Genomic DNA, 16,676 nt, shown 5'->3' with positions numbered 1-16,676 from the left:
ACCGCCCGGCGCCGTGAAACCGGCGCCGGGCACTGCTGCGTCCGGAGCAGTACCCCGACCAACGGGGAGCCGTACGGATCAGCGTTCAAAGCCGTACAGATCAGCGACATGTAGGCCGTGAGGGTGACGCGTCACCCCCCGGCCCGATGCCCACGATCCAAGACGGAACATTAGACTCGACAAATCGGCAAGCTCGACCAGCTCAAACGCAAGGAGGCACGGGTGGCTCTGCTGACCCGTATCAGGGGACCGCGAGATCTGGACCGGCTCTCCCCGGAACAGCTGGATCAGCTGGCCGACGAGATCAGGACGTTCCTCGTGGACGCCGTCTCCAAGACCGGCGGGCACCTCGGGCCCAACCTCGGCGTGGTCGAGCTGACCATCGCCCTGCACCGCGTGTTCGACTCCCCGAAGGACAAGGTCCTCTGGGACACCGGCCACCAGAGCTACGTCCACAAGCTGCTCACGGGCCGCCAGGACTTCTCGAAGCTCAAGATGAAGGGCGGCCTCTCCGGCTACCCCTCGCAGGCCGAGTCCGAGCACGACGTCATCGAGAACTCGCACGCCTCCACGGTCCTCGGCTGGGCCGACGGCCTCGCCAAGGCCAACGAGGTCCTCAAGAAGGACGACCACGTCGTCGCCGTCATCGGCGACGGCGCCCTCACGGGCGGCATGGCCTGGGAGGCGCTGAACAACATCGCCGCCGCCAAGGACCGCCCGCTCGTCATCGTCGTCAACGACAACGAGCGCTCCTACGCGCCCACCATCGGCGGCCTCGCCAACCACCTGGCGACCCTGCGCACCACCGACGGCTACGAGCGCTTCCTCGCCCGCGGCAAGGACATCCTGGAGCGCACCCCGGTCGTCGGGAAGCCGCTCTACGAGACCCTGCACGGCGCCAAGAAGGGCCTCAAGGACTTCATCGCCCCGCAGGGCATGTTCGAGGACCTCGGCCTCAAGTACGTCGGCCCGATCGACGGCCACGACATCGAGGCGCTGGAGTCCGCCCTGACGCGCGCCAAGCGCTTCGGCGGCCCCGTGATCGTCCACTGCCTCACCGAGAAGGGCCGCGGCTACCAGCCGGCCCTCCAGGACGAGGCCGACCGCTTCCACGCCGTCGGCAAGATCCACCCCGACACCGGTCTGCCGATCGCCTCCTCCGGCGCCGACTGGACGGGTGTCTTCGCGCAGGAGATGGTCGAGCTCGGCAAGGAGCGCGCGGACATCGTCGCCATCACGGCGGCCATGCTCCAGCCCGTCGGCCTCGACAAGTTCGCCAAGGCCTTCCCCGAGCGGGTCTTCGACGTCGGCATCGCCGAGCAGCACGCCGCGGTCTCCGCGGCGGGCCTCGCCACCGGCGGTCTGCACCCGGTCTTCGCGGTCTACGCGACCTTCCTCAACCGCGCCTTCGACCAGGTCCTGATGGACGTGGCCCTGCACAAGTGCGGCGTCACCTTCGTCCTCGACCGGGCCGGCGTCACCGGCACCGACGGCGCCTCCCACAACGGCATGTGGGACATGTCGATCCTCCAGGTCGTCCCCGGCCTGCGGCTCGCCGCCCCGCGCGACGCCGACCAGGTCCGCGCCCAGCTGCGCGAGGCCGTCGAGGTCACCGACGCCCCCACCGTGGTCCGCTTCTCCAAGGGCGCGGTCGGCCCCGCCGTACCCGCCCTGCGCCGCGTCGGCGGCATGGACGTGCTCCGCGAGCCCGGCTCGGACCGCCCCGACGTCCTCCTGGTCTCCGTCGGGGCGCTCGCCCCGATGTGCCTGGAGATCGCCGACCTGCTCGACCGGCAGGGCATCTCCACCACGGTCGTCGACCCCCGCTGGGTCAAGCCCGTCGACGAGGCCCTCGCCCCGCTCGCCGAGCGCCACCGGGTCGTCGTCACCGTCGAGGACAACAGCCGCGTCGGCGGCGTCGGCTCGGCCGTCGCCCAGGCGCTCCGCGACGCCGGCGTGGACGTGCCGCTGCGTGACTTCGGCATCCCGCCGCGCTTCCTCGACCACGCCTCGCGCGGCGAGGTCATGGCGGAGATCGGTCTGACCGCCCCGGACATCGCCCGTCAGGTCACCGGATTGGTCTCGCGCCTCGACGGCAGGTTCGAAAGCAGCGCGCAGGCCGTGGAGCCCGCCCGCGACTGACGCCCACCGTCACCCCGCGTCACCTCAGGGCCGATCGGTTCACTCTTCGGAGTGCCGATCGGCCCTTTCGCGTGCATTCTGACCACAGGGCGGGCAGCCCCATGGCAGGGAGGTACGACGAGTGAGTACGGACCAGCGGCCACGCGCCAACAACGGCATCTTCCGGACCAAGACGATCGAGCAGTCGATCCGCGACACGGAGGAACCGGAGCACGCACTCAAGAAATCCCTGTCCGCATGGGATCTGATGGTGTTCGGCGTCGGCGTCATCATCGGCACCGGCATCTTCGTCCTGACCGGCAAGGTCGCCAAGGAGAACGCGGGCCCGGCCACGGCCCTCGCCTTCGTCGCCGCCGGCATCGTGTGCGCCCTCGCGGCCCTGTGCTACGCCGAGTTCGCCTCGACGGTGCCGGTGGCGGGATCGGCGTACACCTTCGCGTACGCCTCGATCGGCGAGCTGCCCGCCTGGATCATCGGCTGGGACCTCGTCCTGGAGTTCGCCCTCGGTACGGCGGTGGTGGCCGTCGGCTGGTCGGGCTACGTCCGCTCGCTCATGGACAACATCGACTGGCATCTACCGGCGTCGCTCCAGGGCCCCGACGTCGAGGGCGGCACCTTCGACATCCTGGCCTTCCTGCTCGTCCTGGTGCTGACCGTCGTCCTCGTCCTCGGCATGAAGCTCTCCGCCCGGATCACCGCGATCGTCGTGGCGATCAAGGTGACCGTCGTGATGATCGTGATCGTCGCCGGCCTGTTCTTCATCGTCGGTGACAACTACGACCCCTTCATCCCGCCGGCCGTCACCCCCGAGGGCGGCGGTTCCAACTGGGACTCCCCGCTCGTCCAGCTCCTCTTCGGGTACGAGCCGACCAACTTCGGCGTCATGGGCATCTTCACCGCCGCCTCGGTCGTCTTCTTCGCCTTCATCGGCTTCGACGTGGTCGCCACCGCCGCGGAGGAGACCAAGCTGCCCCAGCGGGACATGCCCCGCGGCATCCTGGGCTCGCTCTTCATCTGCACCGTGCTCTACGTGGCCGTCGCGCTGGTCGTCACCGGTATGCAGCACTACACGGAGCTGTCCGTGAGCGCCCCGCTCGCCGACGCCTTCAAGGCCGCGGGTCATCCCTTCTACGCGGGCGTGATCAGCTTCGGCGCCGCCGTCGGTCTCACCACGGTCTGCCTGATCCTGCTGCTCGGCCAGACCCGGGTGTTCTTCGCGATGAGCCGCGACGGCCTCCTGCCGCGCTTCTTCTCCAAGACGCACCCGCGCTTCAAGACCCCGTACCGGCCGACCATCCTGCTCGGTGTGATCATCGCCATCGTCGCCGGCTTCACCAGCATCAACGAACTCGCGACCCTGGTGAACATCGGCACCCTCTTCGCCTTCGTCGTCGTCGCGTTCGGCGTCATCGTGCTCCGCCGCACCCGCCCCGACCTGCCGCGCGCCTTCCGCACCCCCTGGGTGCCCGTGCTGCCGATCCTCTCCATCGCCGCCTCGCTCTGGCTGATGCTCAATCTGCCCGGCGAGACCTGGTTCCGGTTCGCGGTCTGGATGGTGATCGGCATCGTCGTGTACTTCCTGTACGGGCGCAGTCACAGTCGGCTCGGGCGGGAAGGCCGGCGCGCGACGTACTGAGCGGGCCGCGAGGCGGTGATACGGCAGGCGCGGAAGGGACCGTTCGGGAGGGCGACTACAGTCGCCTCGTACCCGAACTCCTTCCGACGACCGGAGTGCTGGATCCCCCCATGGCTAATCGATCCCAGGCCCCCGCCGCCCCCTCCCACGGCTCCTCCACCGGCCCCCTGCTCCAGGGTGCCTGGCTGACCAGAGGGACGGAGGGCCGGTTCAGCGCCTACCTGCCCCGGGACGGAGAGGTGGTGCGCTGGACCGAGCAGCCCGACGGATCCTGGAGCGGACCCGTCTCGCTCGGCGGCCCCGGACCGGCCGGCGGACTGACCCCCTTCCTCGCCGTCGGCCAGGGCGTCGACCGTTACGTCCACCTCGTCGCCCTGCGGCCCACCGACGCGGGGGAGGGACACGTCGAGCTCGTCCACAGCGTCCAGTTCCAGACCGGCCGCCCCGCCCTGGAATGGCGCTCGATCGGGCACTCCAACGGCAAGGGGCCGTGGACCGGCAACCCCGCCGTCGCGGTGGACGGCCAGGGCCGCGCGTACGCCTTCATGCGCAACGGCGGCGGCGGACTGAGCGTGCGGGCCCAGAAGGACGCCGGCGGCTGGCACCCCTGGTGGGACCTGATGGGTTCGAAGACCGACCCCTCGCCGGTCGCGATCACCAACGGCTCCGGCTTCGTCGAGCTGTTCAGCTCGCACGCCAAGGGCCTCGTCCGCTACGTCCAGCGCGAGTCCGGCGCCCGGCCGATCCGCGAGGAACTGCTCCCGGCCTCGGTGACCATGGGCACCCTGGCGGCCACGACCGGCCCCTCCGGACACGTCACCCTCTTCTACCTGGACCAGGACGGCCAGGTCCGCGCCTGGTCGCCGGAGCGCTCCCTCGAGCCGACGGTGCTCGGCAAGGCCGTCGGCACCGGACGGCTCGCCGCCGCCCGATGTCTCGTCGACGGCGCCGACCGCACGGTCCTCGCCCAGCAGTCCGCGGACGGCAGGCTCGCCCTCGCCACCTACCCGAGCGAGCAGGAGACCGAGGGCATCCAGTGGTCGGAGACCGGGGAGCGGCACGGCGCGCTCGCCGCCGTCCTCACCCGCGGGCTCGACGGGCGCCTCGTCGCGATGGCCCGCGTCGGCGCCGGCGCCCCGATCACCACCCGCCAGAAGGACTCGGCGGAGGGTCTGCTCCTGGAGGGCTGGCGCTCCATAGGGTGACGCCCCGAGGAGCTCCCCCGGCACGCCAGGGGAGCTCCCGAAGAGCCCGCCCGACGGACGTGCGCGTACGTGAACGGCCCCGGCACCTTCTCCAAGGTGCCGGGGCCGTTCACGTACGCCCTGGGGCGCGAGGCCGGGTGTTACGCCGGGACGCTCGCCACGCCCTGCGCGAGGAAACGCTTGCCGTTGACGCGCTCGGAGACGCCCTCACGGTCCAGGTACGGCGTGATGCCGCCCAGGTGGAAGGGCCAGCCCGCGCCGGTGATCAGGCAGAGGTCGATGTCCTGCGCCTCGGCGACGACACCCTCCTCCAGCATCAGGCCGATCTCCTGCGCGACCGCGTCCAGGACGCGGTCGCGGACCTGCTCCTCGGTCAGGACGGACTCGCCCTGGACGAGGAGGGCGGCGACCTCCGGGTCGAGCTCCGGCTTGAAGCCGTTCTCGGCGTTGTAGACGTAGAAGCCGCGCTTGCCGGCCTCGACGACGCGCTTGAGGTTCGGCGAGACGGTGAAGCGCTCCGGGAAGGAGCGGTTCAGGGTCTCGGAGACGTGCAGACCGATGGCCGGGCCGACGAGCTCCAGGAGGACCAGCGGCGACATCGGCAGGCCGAGGGGCTCGATCGCCTTCTCGGCGGTCTCGACCGACGTGCCCTCGTCGATGACGTTCTGGATCTCGCCCATGAAGCGGGTGAGGATGCGGTTCACGACGAACGCCGGGGCGTCCTTGGTGAGGACCGCGGTCTTCTTCAGCTTCTTGGCGACACCGAACGCGGTGGCCAGCGAGGCGTCGTCCGTCTGCTCGCCGCGGACGATCTCCAGGAGCGGGAGGATCGCGACCGGGTTGAAGAAGTGGAAGCCGACCACGCGCTCCGGGTGCTGGAGCTTGGAGGCCATCTCCGACACCGAGAGCGAGGAGGTGTTGGTGGCGAGGATCGCGTGCGCCGGGGCGACCGCCTCGACCTCCGCGAACACCTTCTGCTTGACGGACATCTCCTCGAACACGGCCTCGATGATGAAGTCCGCGTCCGCGAAGCCCTCGGCCTTGTCCAGGACACCGGAGACCAGGCCCTTGAGACGGTTGGCCTTGTCCTGGTTGATGCGGCCCTTGCCGAGCAGCTTCTCGATCTCGGCGTGGACGTAGCCCACACCCTTGTCGACGCGCTCCTGATCGATGTCGGTCAGGACGACCGGCACCTCGAGGCGGCGCAGGAACAGCAGGGCGAGCTGGGAGGCCATCAGGCCGGCGCCGACGACACCGACCTTGGTGACCGGGCGGGCCAGCGACTTGTCCGGGGCGCCGGCGGGGCGCTTGCCGCGCTTCTGCACCAGGTTGAAGGCGTAGATGCCGGAGCGGAGCTCGCCGCCCATGATCAGGTCCGCGAGGGCCTGGTCCTCGGCGTCGAAGCCCTTCTGCAGGTCGCCGTCCTTGGCGGCCTCGATGATGTCGAGGGCGCGGTAGGCGGCCGGGGCGGCACCGTGGACCTTGGAGTCGGCCACGAGACGGCCCTTGGCGACGGCCTGGTCCCACGCCTCGCCGCGGTCGATCGCGGGGCGCTCGACGGTCACGGAGCCGTTGAGGACGGACGCCGTCCAGATGAGCGACTGCTCCAGGAAGTCGGCGCCCTCGAACAGCGCGTCGGCGATGCCGAGCTCGAAGACCTGCTTGCCCTTGAGCTGACGGTTCTGGTTCAGCGAGTTCTCGATGATGACCGAGACGGCCTTCTCGGCACCGATCAGGTTCGGCAGGATGGCGCAGCCGCCCCAGCCGGGCACCAGTCCGAGGAAGACCTCGGGCAGCGAGAAGGCCGGCAGGGCCTTCGACACGGTGCGGTAGGTGCAGTGCAGACCGACCTCGACGCCGCCGCCCATGGCCGCGCCGTTGTAGTACGCGAAGGTCGGAACGGCGAGCGTGGACAGCCGCTTGAAGACGTCGTGGCCGCCCTTGCCGATGGCGAGCGCCTCGTCGTGCTTCTTCAGCAGCTCGACGCCCTTGAGGTCGGCGCCGACGGCGAAGATGAACGGCTTGCCGGTGATGCCGACGCCGGTGATCTCACCGTTCGCGGCCTCGGCCTCGACCTGGTCGATCGCCGTGTTCAGGTTGGCGAGCGACTGCGGGCCGAAGGTGGTCGGCTTGGTGTGGTCGAAGCCGTTGTCCAGCGTGATCAGGGCGAACCGGCCCGCACCCGCGGGCAGTTCGAAGTGCCGTACGTGGGCGCTCGTGACGACCTCGTCGGGGAAGAGCTCCGCGGCGCCCTTCAGAAGCTCGGCGGTGGTGCTCACTTGCCCTCCCAGTGGGGGTTTTCCCAGATGACCGTGGCGCCCATGCCGAAGCCGACGCACATCGTGTTGAGGCCGTAGCGGACCTGCGGGTTCTCCTCGAACTGGCGGGCCAGCTGCGTCATCAGACGGACGCCGGAGGAGGCGAGCGGGTGACCGTAGGCGATGGCGCCGCCGTACTGGTTGACGCGGGCGTCGTCGTCGGCGATGCCGTAGTGCTCCAGGAAGGCGAGGACCTGGACCGCAAAGGCCTCGTTGATCTCGAAGAGGTCGATGTCCTCGATGGACAGACCGGCCTTCGCGAGGGCCTTCTCGGTCGCCGGGATCGGGCCGTAGCCCATGACCTCGGGCTCGACGCCGGCGAAGGCGTACGAGACGAGGCGCATCTTCACCGGGAGGTCGTTCTCGCGGGCGAAGTCCTCGGAGGCGATGATCGAGGCGGTGGCGCCGTCGTTGAGACCGGCCGCGTTGCCCGCGGTGACGTTGCCGTGGACGCGGAACGGCGTCTTCAGGTTGGCCAGCGACTCCAGGGTGGTGCCCGGGCGCATCGGCTCGTCGGCGGTGACCAGGCCCCAGCCGGTCTCACCGGTGGAGGCGTCGGTGCGGCGGACCGAGATCGGCACCAGGTCCTGCTGGATCTTGCCGTCGGCGTACGCCTTGGCGGCCTTCTCCTGCGAGCGCACGGCGTACTCGTCGGCGCGCTGCTTGGTGATGCTCGGATAGCGGTCGTGCAGGTTCTCGGCGGTCATGCCCATGAAGAGGGCGGACTCGTCGACGAGCTTCTCCGACACGAAGCGCGGGTTCGGGTCGACGCCCTCACCCATGGGGTGGCGGCCCATGTGCTCGACGCCACCGGCGATGACGGCGTCGTAGGCGCCGAAGGCGATCGAACCGGCGACACTCGTCACGGCCGTGAGCGCGCCGGCACACATGCGGTCGATGGAGTAGCCCGGCACCGACTGCGGCAGCCCGGCGAGGATGCCCGCCGTGCGGCCGAGGGTCAGACCCTGGTCACCGATCTGCGTGGTCGCGGCGATGGCGACCTCGTCGATCTGCGCGGGGTCCAGGCCGGGGTTGCGGCGCAGCAGCTCCCGGATGGCCTTGACGACGAGATCGTCGGCGCGGGTCTCGTGGTAGATGCCCTTCGGGCCCGCCTTGCCGAACGGGGTGCGGACGCCGTCGACGAAGACGACGTCCCTGACGGTACGAGGCACGATGGCTCTCCTCCAGGGTGCGGGATGGCACTGCTGCGGCACACGCCTAAGCGTGCGCTTGCTTCCCCCATGCTACTTGTGGGTAACCAGGCTGCCCAGTCCCTGGGGCGGGAGCGGCGAAGGTCACACTCCGAGGATGCCACCGGACCGACCGCACGCCCCCCGCGTACGCCCGTCTGTTCGGACGGTCCCGCAACCCGATGGGCTCAGAGCGGCGGCCGTGTCGCGCCGCGGACGCCCGTCGGCGGGCGGAGTCTGGCACCGGCCCGGGGCACGAGGCTCCGGCCCCCGCCCATGGAAAGGACTCCTATGGCGATCGTCACCACCGACCACGAAGTCCCCCACACGTCCACCGTCCCCGCCAACGCCGGCGCGCCCGTCAAGCTCTTCGTACGGGAGCGGCGCAACACGTCCGAGAGCGGGCCGCGCACACCGGTCCTCATGCTCCACGGCCGGAGCGTCCCGGTGCTGGCCGGCTTCGACCTCCAGTACGAGTCGTACAGCTGGGCCGAGGCGCTGGCGAAAGCCGGCTACGACGTCTTCATGATGGACCTCCAGGGGTCGGGTCGCTCCCCGCGTCCCAAGATGGACGACCCCCACAACGTCAACCCGGCGCACCAGCCCCTGCTGCCGCCGAGGCCGCCGGGATTCGTGCCGGGCCCGCTGAACTACCCGTTCCAGCTGACCAACTCGAACAGCGACCGGGACGAACTGAACACCGTCGTGGAGTTCATCCGCGCCGAGTGCGACGTGGACAAGGTCGCCTTCATCGGCTGGTCCGCCGCCGCGTTCACCATGGGGCCGTACGCGGTCAACAACCCCGACAAGGTGTCGAGCCTGTTCCTGCTCGCACCGATCTTCCCGCCCCTGGGGACGTCGAACCCGCCGCCCACACTGCCGATGCCGGGCTTTCCGACCTTCATCGGCGGCAAGGAGGGCTTCGATTCGAACTGGGAATCGGAGGCGCCCTGCGAGGGGCAGCGTGCGCCCGGCATCGTCGACGTGGCATGGGACGCGATCATGGCGAACGACCCGGTCGGCAGCACCTGGGGACCCCCGACGGGGTTCAACCGGATCAGGAACTTCGTCCGGTGGGGATGGAACAACACCCGCGCGGCGCAGGGCGGAGTGCTGGGCGGAAGCGTTCCCGTGCTCATGGTCTACGGGGAGTACGACCGGCAGGTGAACACGTCACCGCCCCACCCGAACCCGGAACTCAACTTCTCCGTCCCCGCGCTCTACGACGCCGTCACGGGCGCCCACAAACTCATGGTCAAGCTGGCCTGTGCGGGGCACTCGGTGGTGTGGGAGATGCAGCACAAGAACGTCCACAACCTCTCGAAGCACTGGCTCAAGCACCTCAAGGTCGACGGCAAGACCAACGGCGTCTTCGACATGGACACCGACGGCAACCTCAGCCCGGCCCCATAGGCACGGCGGAGCCCCTGGCGGTTCGCACCGTCCAGGGGCTCTCCGAGCGGGGGGTCACGCGGTCGCCGTCAGCGCCTTCACCAGGAGCGGGGTCACCAGTTCGACCTGCCAGGGGCGCGCCCCGTGGCTCGCCAGGGCGGCGGCGACGCCGTCCGCGTCGGCCGGGGTCGGCGGCTCCCAGCAGACGCGGCGGACCGTGTCCGGGGTGACCAGGTTCTCCTGCGGCAAATTCAGTTCCTCCGCGAGGGCCGAGACCGCCGCGCGCGCCGCCGAGAGGCGGGCCGCCGCGACCGGGTCCTTGTCCGCCCAGGCGCGCGGCGGGGGCGGGCCGGCCACCTGCTGGCCCGGCTGGGGCAGCTCGCTCTCGGGCAGGGCCCGGGCGCGGTCGACGGCCGCCTGCCACTGCTCCAGCTGACGGCGGCCCATCCGGTGGCCGTAGCCGGGCAGCGCCATGAGAGCGGTCACGTTCACCGGCACCGCGAGCGCCGCCTCCACGATCGCCGCGTCGCTCAGCACCTTGCCGGGAGAGACGTCCCGCCGCTGGGCGACCTTGTCACGGGCCGTCCACAGCTCCCGTACGACCGCCATCTGACGACGGCGCCGCACCTTGTGCATCCCGGAGGTGCGCCGCCACGGGTCCTTGCGCGGCGGGGCGGGCGGGGCCGAGGCGATCGCGTCGAACTCCTGGTGCGCCCATTCGAGCTTGCCCTGCCGGTCGAGCTCCTTCTCCAGGGCGTCCCGCAGGTCGACGAGGAGTTCCACGTCGAGCGCCGCGTACCGCAGCCAGGGCTCGGGCAGCGGCCTGGTGGACCAGTCCACGGCGGAGTGGCCCTTCTCCAGGGCGTAGCCGAGGACGGACTCGACCATCGCCCCGAGGCCGACGCGCGGGAAGCCCGCGAGCCGCCCGGCGAGCTCGGTGTCGAACAGCGAGGTCGGAAGCATGCCTATGTCGCGCAGGCACGGAAGGTCTTGGGTCGCGGCGTGCAGGATCCACTCGGTCCCGGAGAGCGCGTCGCCGAGTCCGGAGAGGTCGGGGCAGCCCACGGGGTCGATGAGCGCGGTCCCCGCGCCCTCGCGGCGGAGCTGGACGAGATAGGCGCGCTGGCCGTACCGGTAGCCGGAGGCGCGCTCGGCGTCCACGGCGACGGGGCCGCGGCCGGCCGCGAAGGCGGCGATCACCTCGGCGAGGGCGTCCTCGGTCTCGACGACGGGCGGAATCCCCTCGCGGGGTTCCAGCAACGGGATCGGAAGCCCATTCGCAGGGACATCGTCGTCCGGGGGGCCGCCCCCGGTGGTGCGCAGTGCTGTGTCTGCTGCGGTCTCTTGGGCGTCGGTCACCTGTCAAGGGTATCGGTGAACGGCAAGCGCCTGTCGACGGAACGTTCCGTCGACAGGCGCCGGCTTCTTGTCGAGCGCTCCGTCAGTGGATGATCCCCGTCCGCAGGGCCACCGCGACCATGCCGGCGCGGTCGCCGGTGCCCAGCTTGCGGGCGATCCGGGCGAGGTGGCTCTTCACGGTGAGGGCCGAGAGGCCCATGGAGACGCCGATCGCCTTGTTCGACTGGCCCTCCGCGACGAGCCGGAGCACCTCGACCTCACGGCCGGAGAGCTCGCGGTAGCCGCCCGGGTGGCTCGGGGCACCCGGGGGGCGGCGGTGGCCGAGCCGCGCGGCCGCGGCGCCGATGGGGGCGGCGCCGGGTCGGGTCGGGTGGCCGATGTTCGTACGGGTGCCGGTGACGACATAGCCCTTCACGCCGCCCGCCAGGGCGTTGCGCACGGCACCGATGTCGTCCGCCGCCGAGAGGGCGAGGCCGTTGGGCCAGCCCGCGGCGCGGGTCTCGGACAGCAGGGTCAGGCCGCTGCCGTCGGGCAGGTGGACGTCGGCAACGCAGATGTCGCGCGGGTTGCCGACGCGGGGACGTGCCTCCGCGATGGAAGAAGCCTCGATCACGTCGCGTACTCCGAGGGCCCACAGGTGGCGGGTCACGGTGGAGCGGACGCGCGGGTCGGCCACGACGACCATGGCCGTCGGCTTGTTCGGGCGGTAGGCGACCAGGCTTGCGGGCTGCTCGAGGAGAACGGACACCAGGCCTCCTGGGGGGAAGGGTGCGGGACGGAGCCGGCTCGGGGAAGAAGCCGGGGGCGAACCCGTGCTGTGAAGGGGTCACTGGTTCCTTCGGCAGTTGGGCCGCCCGCCTTTAGGGAAAGATCACGATTTGGTGAGTAACAATTAGGGCAATTCGGACGCGTGATCGATCATCCTACGAGCGGGCCCCCTCGTGTCACCCCTGAGAGGGAGTGCCGGGGCCGTCGTTCGGACACTCCGAAGGTTGGCTTGATCCCGTCCCTCAGACCTGCTGAGGCCCCCGCCGCTGGGGCAGCGAGACGATCCCCGCGCCCGACACCGTCCCCGCCGCGCCCGTCGCCGGATCGGCCGGCGCGGGCGGCAGGCCCGCGATCTGGCACAGCAGATCGCACCAGGCCGCCAGATGCGTCCCGGTGTCCGGCACCCCGCCCAGACCCTCACGTGGCGTCCAGGACGCCCGGATCTCGATCTGCGTCGCCGGCCTGCGGTCCGCGAGACCGCCGAAGTAGTGCGAGCCCGCCATCGTGACCGTGCCGCTCGCCTCCCCGTACGCGAGCCCCCGGGCCTCCATGGCCCCGGTCAGCCAGGACCAGCACACCTCGGGCAGCAGCGGATCCGCCGCCATCTCCGGCTCCAGCTCCGCCCGGACCAGGGTCACGAGCCGGAAGGTGCCCTTCCAGGCCTCGTGGCCGTCCGGATCGTGCAGCAGCACGAGCCGCCCGTCCGCGAGGTCCTCCTCGCCGTCCACGACGGCCGCCTCGACCGCGTACGCGTACGGGGCGAGGCGCTGCGGGGGCCTCGTGGGGTCGATCTCGATCTCGGGCCGCAACCGCGCCGAGCGCAGCGCCTCCACCGCCCGGCGGAACACGGGGGGTACCGGGTTCGCCTCCGTACTGTCCGCCGTTTCGTCCGTCCCTCGATCGCCGTCGGAATGATCGGAAAAATGTCCCTGAGCCGCAGCCATGCGGGGAAGAGTAGGCGGAACGGGGCCTCTGTGCAGGGAGGACACCCGGCCCGGACGAGCGGCTTCCCGCCACATGCGAAGATTCTGGGCGTGAGTGCCAACGATCGCCCGCAGGGCCAGCAGACGAAGCAGCAGTCGCGGACGCACGACTCCGCGTTCCTCAAGGCATGCCGGCGGGAGCCCGTGCCGCACACCCCCGTCTGGTTCATGCGGCAGGCCGGGCGCTCGCTCCCCGAGTACCTGAAGGTGCGCGAGGGCATCCCCATGCTCGAATCCTGCATGCGGCCCGAGCTGGTCACCGAGATCACCCTCCAGCCGGTCCGCCGCCACAAGGTCGACGCCGCGATCTACTTCAGCGACATCGTCGTCCCCCTCAAGGCCATCGGCCTCGACCTCGACATCAAGCCCGGCGTCGGCCCGGTCGTCGCCGACCCGATCCGCACCCGCGCCGACCTGGACCGGCTGCGCGACCTGACCCCCGAGGACGTCCACTACGTCACCGAGGCCATCGGGATGCTCACCGAGGAGCTGGGCGACACCCCGCTCATCGGCTTCGCGGGCGCGCCTTTCACTCTCGCGAGCTACCTCGTCGAGGGCGGTCCCTCGCGCAGCCACGAGCGCACCAAGGCGATGATGTACGGCGACCCGCAGCTGTGGGCCGATCTGCTCGACCGCCTCGCCGAGATCACCTCGGCCTTCCTCAAGGTCCAGATCGAGGCCGGCGCCTCGGCCGTCCAGCTCTTCGACTCCTGGGTCGGCGCCCTCGCCCCGGCCGACTACCGGCGCTCGGTGATGCCGGCCTCCGTGAAGGTGTTCGACGCGGTCGCCGGGTACGGCGTCCCGCGCATCCACTTCGGCGTCGGTACGGGCGAGCTGCTCGGCCTCATGGGCGAGGCCGGCGCGGACGTCGTCGGCGTCGACTGGCGCGTCCCGCTCGACGAGGCCGCCCGCCGGGTCGGCCCCGGCAAGGCGCTCCAGGGCAACCTGGACCCGGCCGTGCTGTTCGCCGGTCGCGAGGTGGTCGAGGCCAAGACGGACGAGGTCCTGGCCGCCGCGAAGAACCTCGAAGGGCACGTCTTCAACCTGGGCCACGGCGTCATGCCGTCGATGGACCCGGACGCGCTGTCCCGGCTCGTCGAGTACGTCCACACCCGGACGGCCGTCTGACGGTCACCCCCGTACGGCCGACGCCTCCGCCCCACCGGGCGGAGGCGTCGTCGTCTCAGCCCGCCGCGCGGACCGCCGCCGTCGCCTTGCGAGCCGCGATCAGGACCGGGTCCCACACCGGCGAGAACGGCGGCGCGTACCCCAGGTCCAGGGCCGTCATCCGCTCCACCGTCATCCCCGCCGTCAGCGCCACGGCCGCGATGTCCACCCGCTTCGCCGCGCCCTCCCGGCCCACGATCTGCGTCCCGAGCAGCCGGCCCGTGCGCCGCTCGGCCAGCATCTTCACCGTCATCGCCGCGGCCCCCGGGTAGTACCCGGCCCGGCTCGTCGACTCCACGGTCACCGTCACGTACTGCAGCCCCACCTCCCGTGCGTCCTTCTCCCGCAGGCCGGTCCGGGCCAGCTCCAGGTCGCAGACCTTGGACACCGCCGTGCCCACGACCCCCGGGAACGTCGCGTAGTCGCCGCCGACGTTCGACCCGATGACCTGGCCGTGCTTGTTCGCGTGGGTCCCCAGCGGCACGTACCGCTCGCGGCCCGAGACCAGGTCCAGGACCTCCACGCAGTCACCCCCCGCCCAGATGTTCTCGTGGCCGCGGACCCGCATCGCCAGATCGGTGAGCAGCCCGCCGTGGTTCCCGAGCGGCAGCCCCGCGGCCCTCGCGAGGGAGGTCTCCGGCACCACCCCCATGCCCAGGACGACGACGTCCGCCGGATACTCGGCCTCGTCCGTCGCCACCGCCCGGACCCCGCCGTCCTCACCCGTGAGGATCTTCGTGACCTCCGCCGAGGCGACCGTCGTGATCCCCAGCCCGTCCATCGCCCGGTGCACCAGCCGGCCCATGTCCGGGTCCAGGGTCGCCATCGGCTGCTCGCCCCGGTGCAGGACCGTCACCTCGTAGCCCCGGTTGAGGAGCGCCTCGGCCATCTCCACGCCGATGTAGCCCGCGCCGATCACGACCGCCCGCCGTCCCGGCGTCGCGTCGAGCGAGTCGAGCAGCGCCTGCCCGTCGTCCAGGGTCTGCACCCCGTGCACACCGGTCGCGTCGATCCCGGGCAGCGCCGGCCGCTTGGGCCGGGCGCCCGTCGCGACCACCAGCTTGTCGAAGCCCGTCCACGTCTCCGCACCGGTCTCCAGGTCCCGTGCGAGGACCCGCTGACCGGGCACGTCGATCGCCGTCACCTCCGTCCGCATCCGCAGGTCGATGGCGCGCGCCCGGTGTTCCTCGGGGGAGCGCGCGATCAGCTGGTCGCGCGTGGCGACGTCACCGCCGACCCAGTACGGGATGCCGCAGGCCGAGTACGAGGAGAAGTGACCGCGCTCGAACGCGACGATCTCCAGCTCCTCCGGCCCCTTGAGCCTGCGCGCCTGTGACGCGGCGGACATCCCCGCCGCGTCACCACCGATGACCACCAGTCGTTCGCTCATGGGGACAGCGTATTTTTCGCGCTCACTCGGCGGGCGTCTCCGGGGGTACGGGGGCTCCCGCGGCGCCGCGGCGGGCCGCCGGGACGGCGGGCGGGGCCTCCGGCACGGACGCCGGGCGGGCGTCCGCGCGCCCGGCGCGGCGGGGGCGGACGACATGGCGCCACACGAGGTAGGCGATCAGGGCGACGGCCAGCCACGGCGCCAGGGCGGCGAGCACGACGACGGCCCAGGAGACCGCGGCGACCAGGGCGTTCCATCCGCCGCCCAGGGCGTCACCGAAACCGGGGCGGCCGTCCTCCTCGTTCTCCGCCGCCCGCGGCTTCTCCTTCTGCGACAGCTCCAGGGTGATCGTCGCCAGCGACGTCCTGTCCCTCAGGGAGGACTGCTGGGCCAGCAGCGATTCCAGGTCCGCCTGGCGGCGGCTGAGTTCGCCCTCCAGGGTCACCACGTCGGTCAGCCTCTCGGCCCGCTCCATCAGGGCCCGCACCCGCGCCACGCTCGCGCGCTGGGTGGCGATCCGGCTCTCCACGTCCACCACCTGCTCGGTGACGTCCTTGGCGTCGGCCTTGCGGGCCAGCAGCTTCCCCGTGCCGGCGAGTTCGGTGAGGACGGAGTCGTACCGCTCCTGCGGCACCCGCAGCACGACGCGCGAGGTGACGTACCCGTCGTCGAGCCGCTCCGTCGACTCGTTCTCGACGCGCCCGCCCGCGCCGACCGTCACGTCGCGGGCCGTGACCAGGGCCTTCGTCACGTCGCCGACCTCCACCGAGAGCGAGGCCGTACGGATGACGTGCTGCTGCGCGGGGGCCTTCGAGGGCGCGGACGGGGCCTTCTCGGCGCCCGGTCCCGCGTAGCCGTCGGCGGCGCCCCGCTCCGCCGAGCCCTTGGCGTCCGCGGGCGCCGCCGCGCTCAGGTCCCGCTTGGAGTCCCCGGCCATGTCGGTGCCGCCGCCTCCGCAGCCGGTCAGCACCAGCGCCGCGGTGAGCAGGACGCCGCCCGCCGCCGCCCGCGTTCTCGCCGTCGTACGTGAGCTCCGCATCGAAGTCCCCCCAGGGGTGGTAGGTGTCGCCGGTTCGACGTATCAGCCCGTCGATCGGGTTGCCCTCCGGCGGTAGCGATGCGGTCA

12 protein-coding genes are annotated in these 16,676 nt (G+C 71.4%); 5 read left to right on the top strand and 7 right to left on the bottom strand.

What is annotated here, in order from left to right:
* Positions 1-222: 222 nt before the first annotated feature.
* From dxs to ACIP8Z_RS29065, 3 genes are all read left to right on the top strand, one after another.
* A complete protein-coding gene (gene dxs, locus ACIP8Z_RS29075) occupies positions 223-2,142 on the top strand; it encodes a 1-deoxy-D-xylulose-5-phosphate synthase (RefSeq protein WP_402088608.1) in 1,920 nt (639 codons plus the stop codon).
* A gap of 121 nt (positions 2,143-2,263) precedes the next feature.
* Positions 2,264-3,778 (top strand): amino acid permease, encoded by a 1,515-nt coding sequence (locus ACIP8Z_RS29070; RefSeq protein WP_402088605.1) that lies wholly within the window; start codon positions 2,264-2,266, stop codon positions 3,776-3,778.
* A 110-nt stretch (positions 3,779-3,888) separates the two neighbouring features.
* Complete coding sequence (locus ACIP8Z_RS29065; RefSeq protein WP_402088603.1) at positions 3,889-4,983, top strand: hypothetical protein; 1,095 nt, start codon at positions 3,889-3,891, stop codon at positions 4,981-4,983.
* A gap of 140 nt (positions 4,984-5,123) precedes the next feature.
* Here ACIP8Z_RS29065 and ACIP8Z_RS29060 read toward each other — a convergent pair whose 3' ends face one another.
* Both ACIP8Z_RS29060 and ACIP8Z_RS29055 read right to left on the bottom strand, forming a co-directional pair.
* On the bottom strand, positions 5,124-7,262 hold the full coding sequence (locus ACIP8Z_RS29060; protein WP_402088600.1) for a 3-hydroxyacyl-CoA dehydrogenase NAD-binding domain-containing protein: 2,139 nt from the start codon (positions 7,260-7,262) through the stop codon (positions 5,124-5,126).
* Positions 7,259-8,473, bottom strand: coding sequence for an acetyl-CoA C-acyltransferase (locus ACIP8Z_RS29055; protein ID WP_030322947.1), 1,215 nt, complete (start codon positions 8,471-8,473; stop codon positions 7,259-7,261). The genes ACIP8Z_RS29060 and ACIP8Z_RS29055 overlap by 4 nt, the downstream gene beginning before the upstream one ends.
* Before the next feature lie 309 nt (positions 8,474-8,782).
* Between ACIP8Z_RS29055 and ACIP8Z_RS29050 the strand changes: the two genes are divergently transcribed.
* Positions 8,783-9,904, top strand: coding sequence for an alpha/beta fold hydrolase (locus ACIP8Z_RS29050; RefSeq protein ID WP_402088597.1), 1,122 nt, complete (start codon positions 8,783-8,785; stop codon positions 9,902-9,904).
* Positions 9,905-9,958: 54 nt separating this feature from the next.
* On the opposite strand, the gene ACIP8Z_RS29045 is transcribed toward ACIP8Z_RS29050, so the two are convergent.
* From ACIP8Z_RS29045 to ACIP8Z_RS29035, 3 genes are all read right to left on the bottom strand, one after another.
* The gene (locus ACIP8Z_RS29045) at positions 9,959-11,242 is read right to left on the bottom strand and encodes an HRDC domain-containing protein (RefSeq protein ID WP_402088594.1); all 1,284 of its coding nucleotides are present in this window, start codon (positions 11,240-11,242) and stop codon (positions 9,959-9,961) included.
* Positions 11,243-11,324: 82 nt separating this feature from the next.
* A complete protein-coding gene (locus ACIP8Z_RS29040; RefSeq protein WP_015037008.1) occupies positions 11,325-11,990 on the bottom strand; it encodes a response regulator transcription factor in 666 nt (221 codons plus the stop codon).
* A gap of 262 nt (positions 11,991-12,252) precedes the next feature.
* Positions 12,253-12,954 carry a DUF3000 domain-containing protein gene (locus ACIP8Z_RS29035; protein WP_319321122.1) on the bottom strand — a complete coding sequence of 234 codons (702 nt, stop codon included), beginning with the start codon at positions 12,952-12,954 and terminating at the stop codon, positions 12,253-12,255.
* A 90-nt stretch (positions 12,955-13,044) separates the two neighbouring features.
* Between ACIP8Z_RS29035 and hemE the strand changes: the two genes are divergently transcribed.
* Positions 13,045-14,121, top strand: coding sequence for a uroporphyrinogen decarboxylase (gene hemE, locus ACIP8Z_RS29030; protein ID WP_402088591.1), 1,077 nt, complete (start codon positions 13,045-13,047; stop codon positions 14,119-14,121).
* Positions 14,122-14,176: 55 nt separating this feature from the next.
* On the opposite strand, the gene ACIP8Z_RS29025 is transcribed toward hemE, so the two are convergent.
* Positions 14,177-15,550 (bottom strand): FAD-dependent oxidoreductase, encoded by a 1,374-nt coding sequence (locus ACIP8Z_RS29025; RefSeq protein ID WP_402088588.1) that lies wholly within the window; start codon positions 15,548-15,550, stop codon positions 14,177-14,179.
* 22 nt (positions 15,551-15,572) lie between these two features.
* On the bottom strand, positions 15,573-16,589 hold the full coding sequence (locus ACIP8Z_RS29020) for a DUF4349 domain-containing protein (RefSeq protein ID WP_402088586.1): 1,017 nt from the start codon (positions 16,587-16,589) through the stop codon (positions 15,573-15,575).
* Positions 16,590-16,676: the final 87 nt, after the last annotated feature.

The sequence above is a fragment of the Streptomyces sp. NPDC088553 genome, assembly GCF_044752965.1.
In the GTDB taxonomy this organism is placed as follows: Bacteria; Actinomycetota; Actinomycetes; order Streptomycetales; family Streptomycetaceae; genus Streptomyces.
The sequence above is the reverse complement of the archived record's forward strand: the minus strand, read 5'-3'. Positions and strand labels throughout refer to the sequence as shown.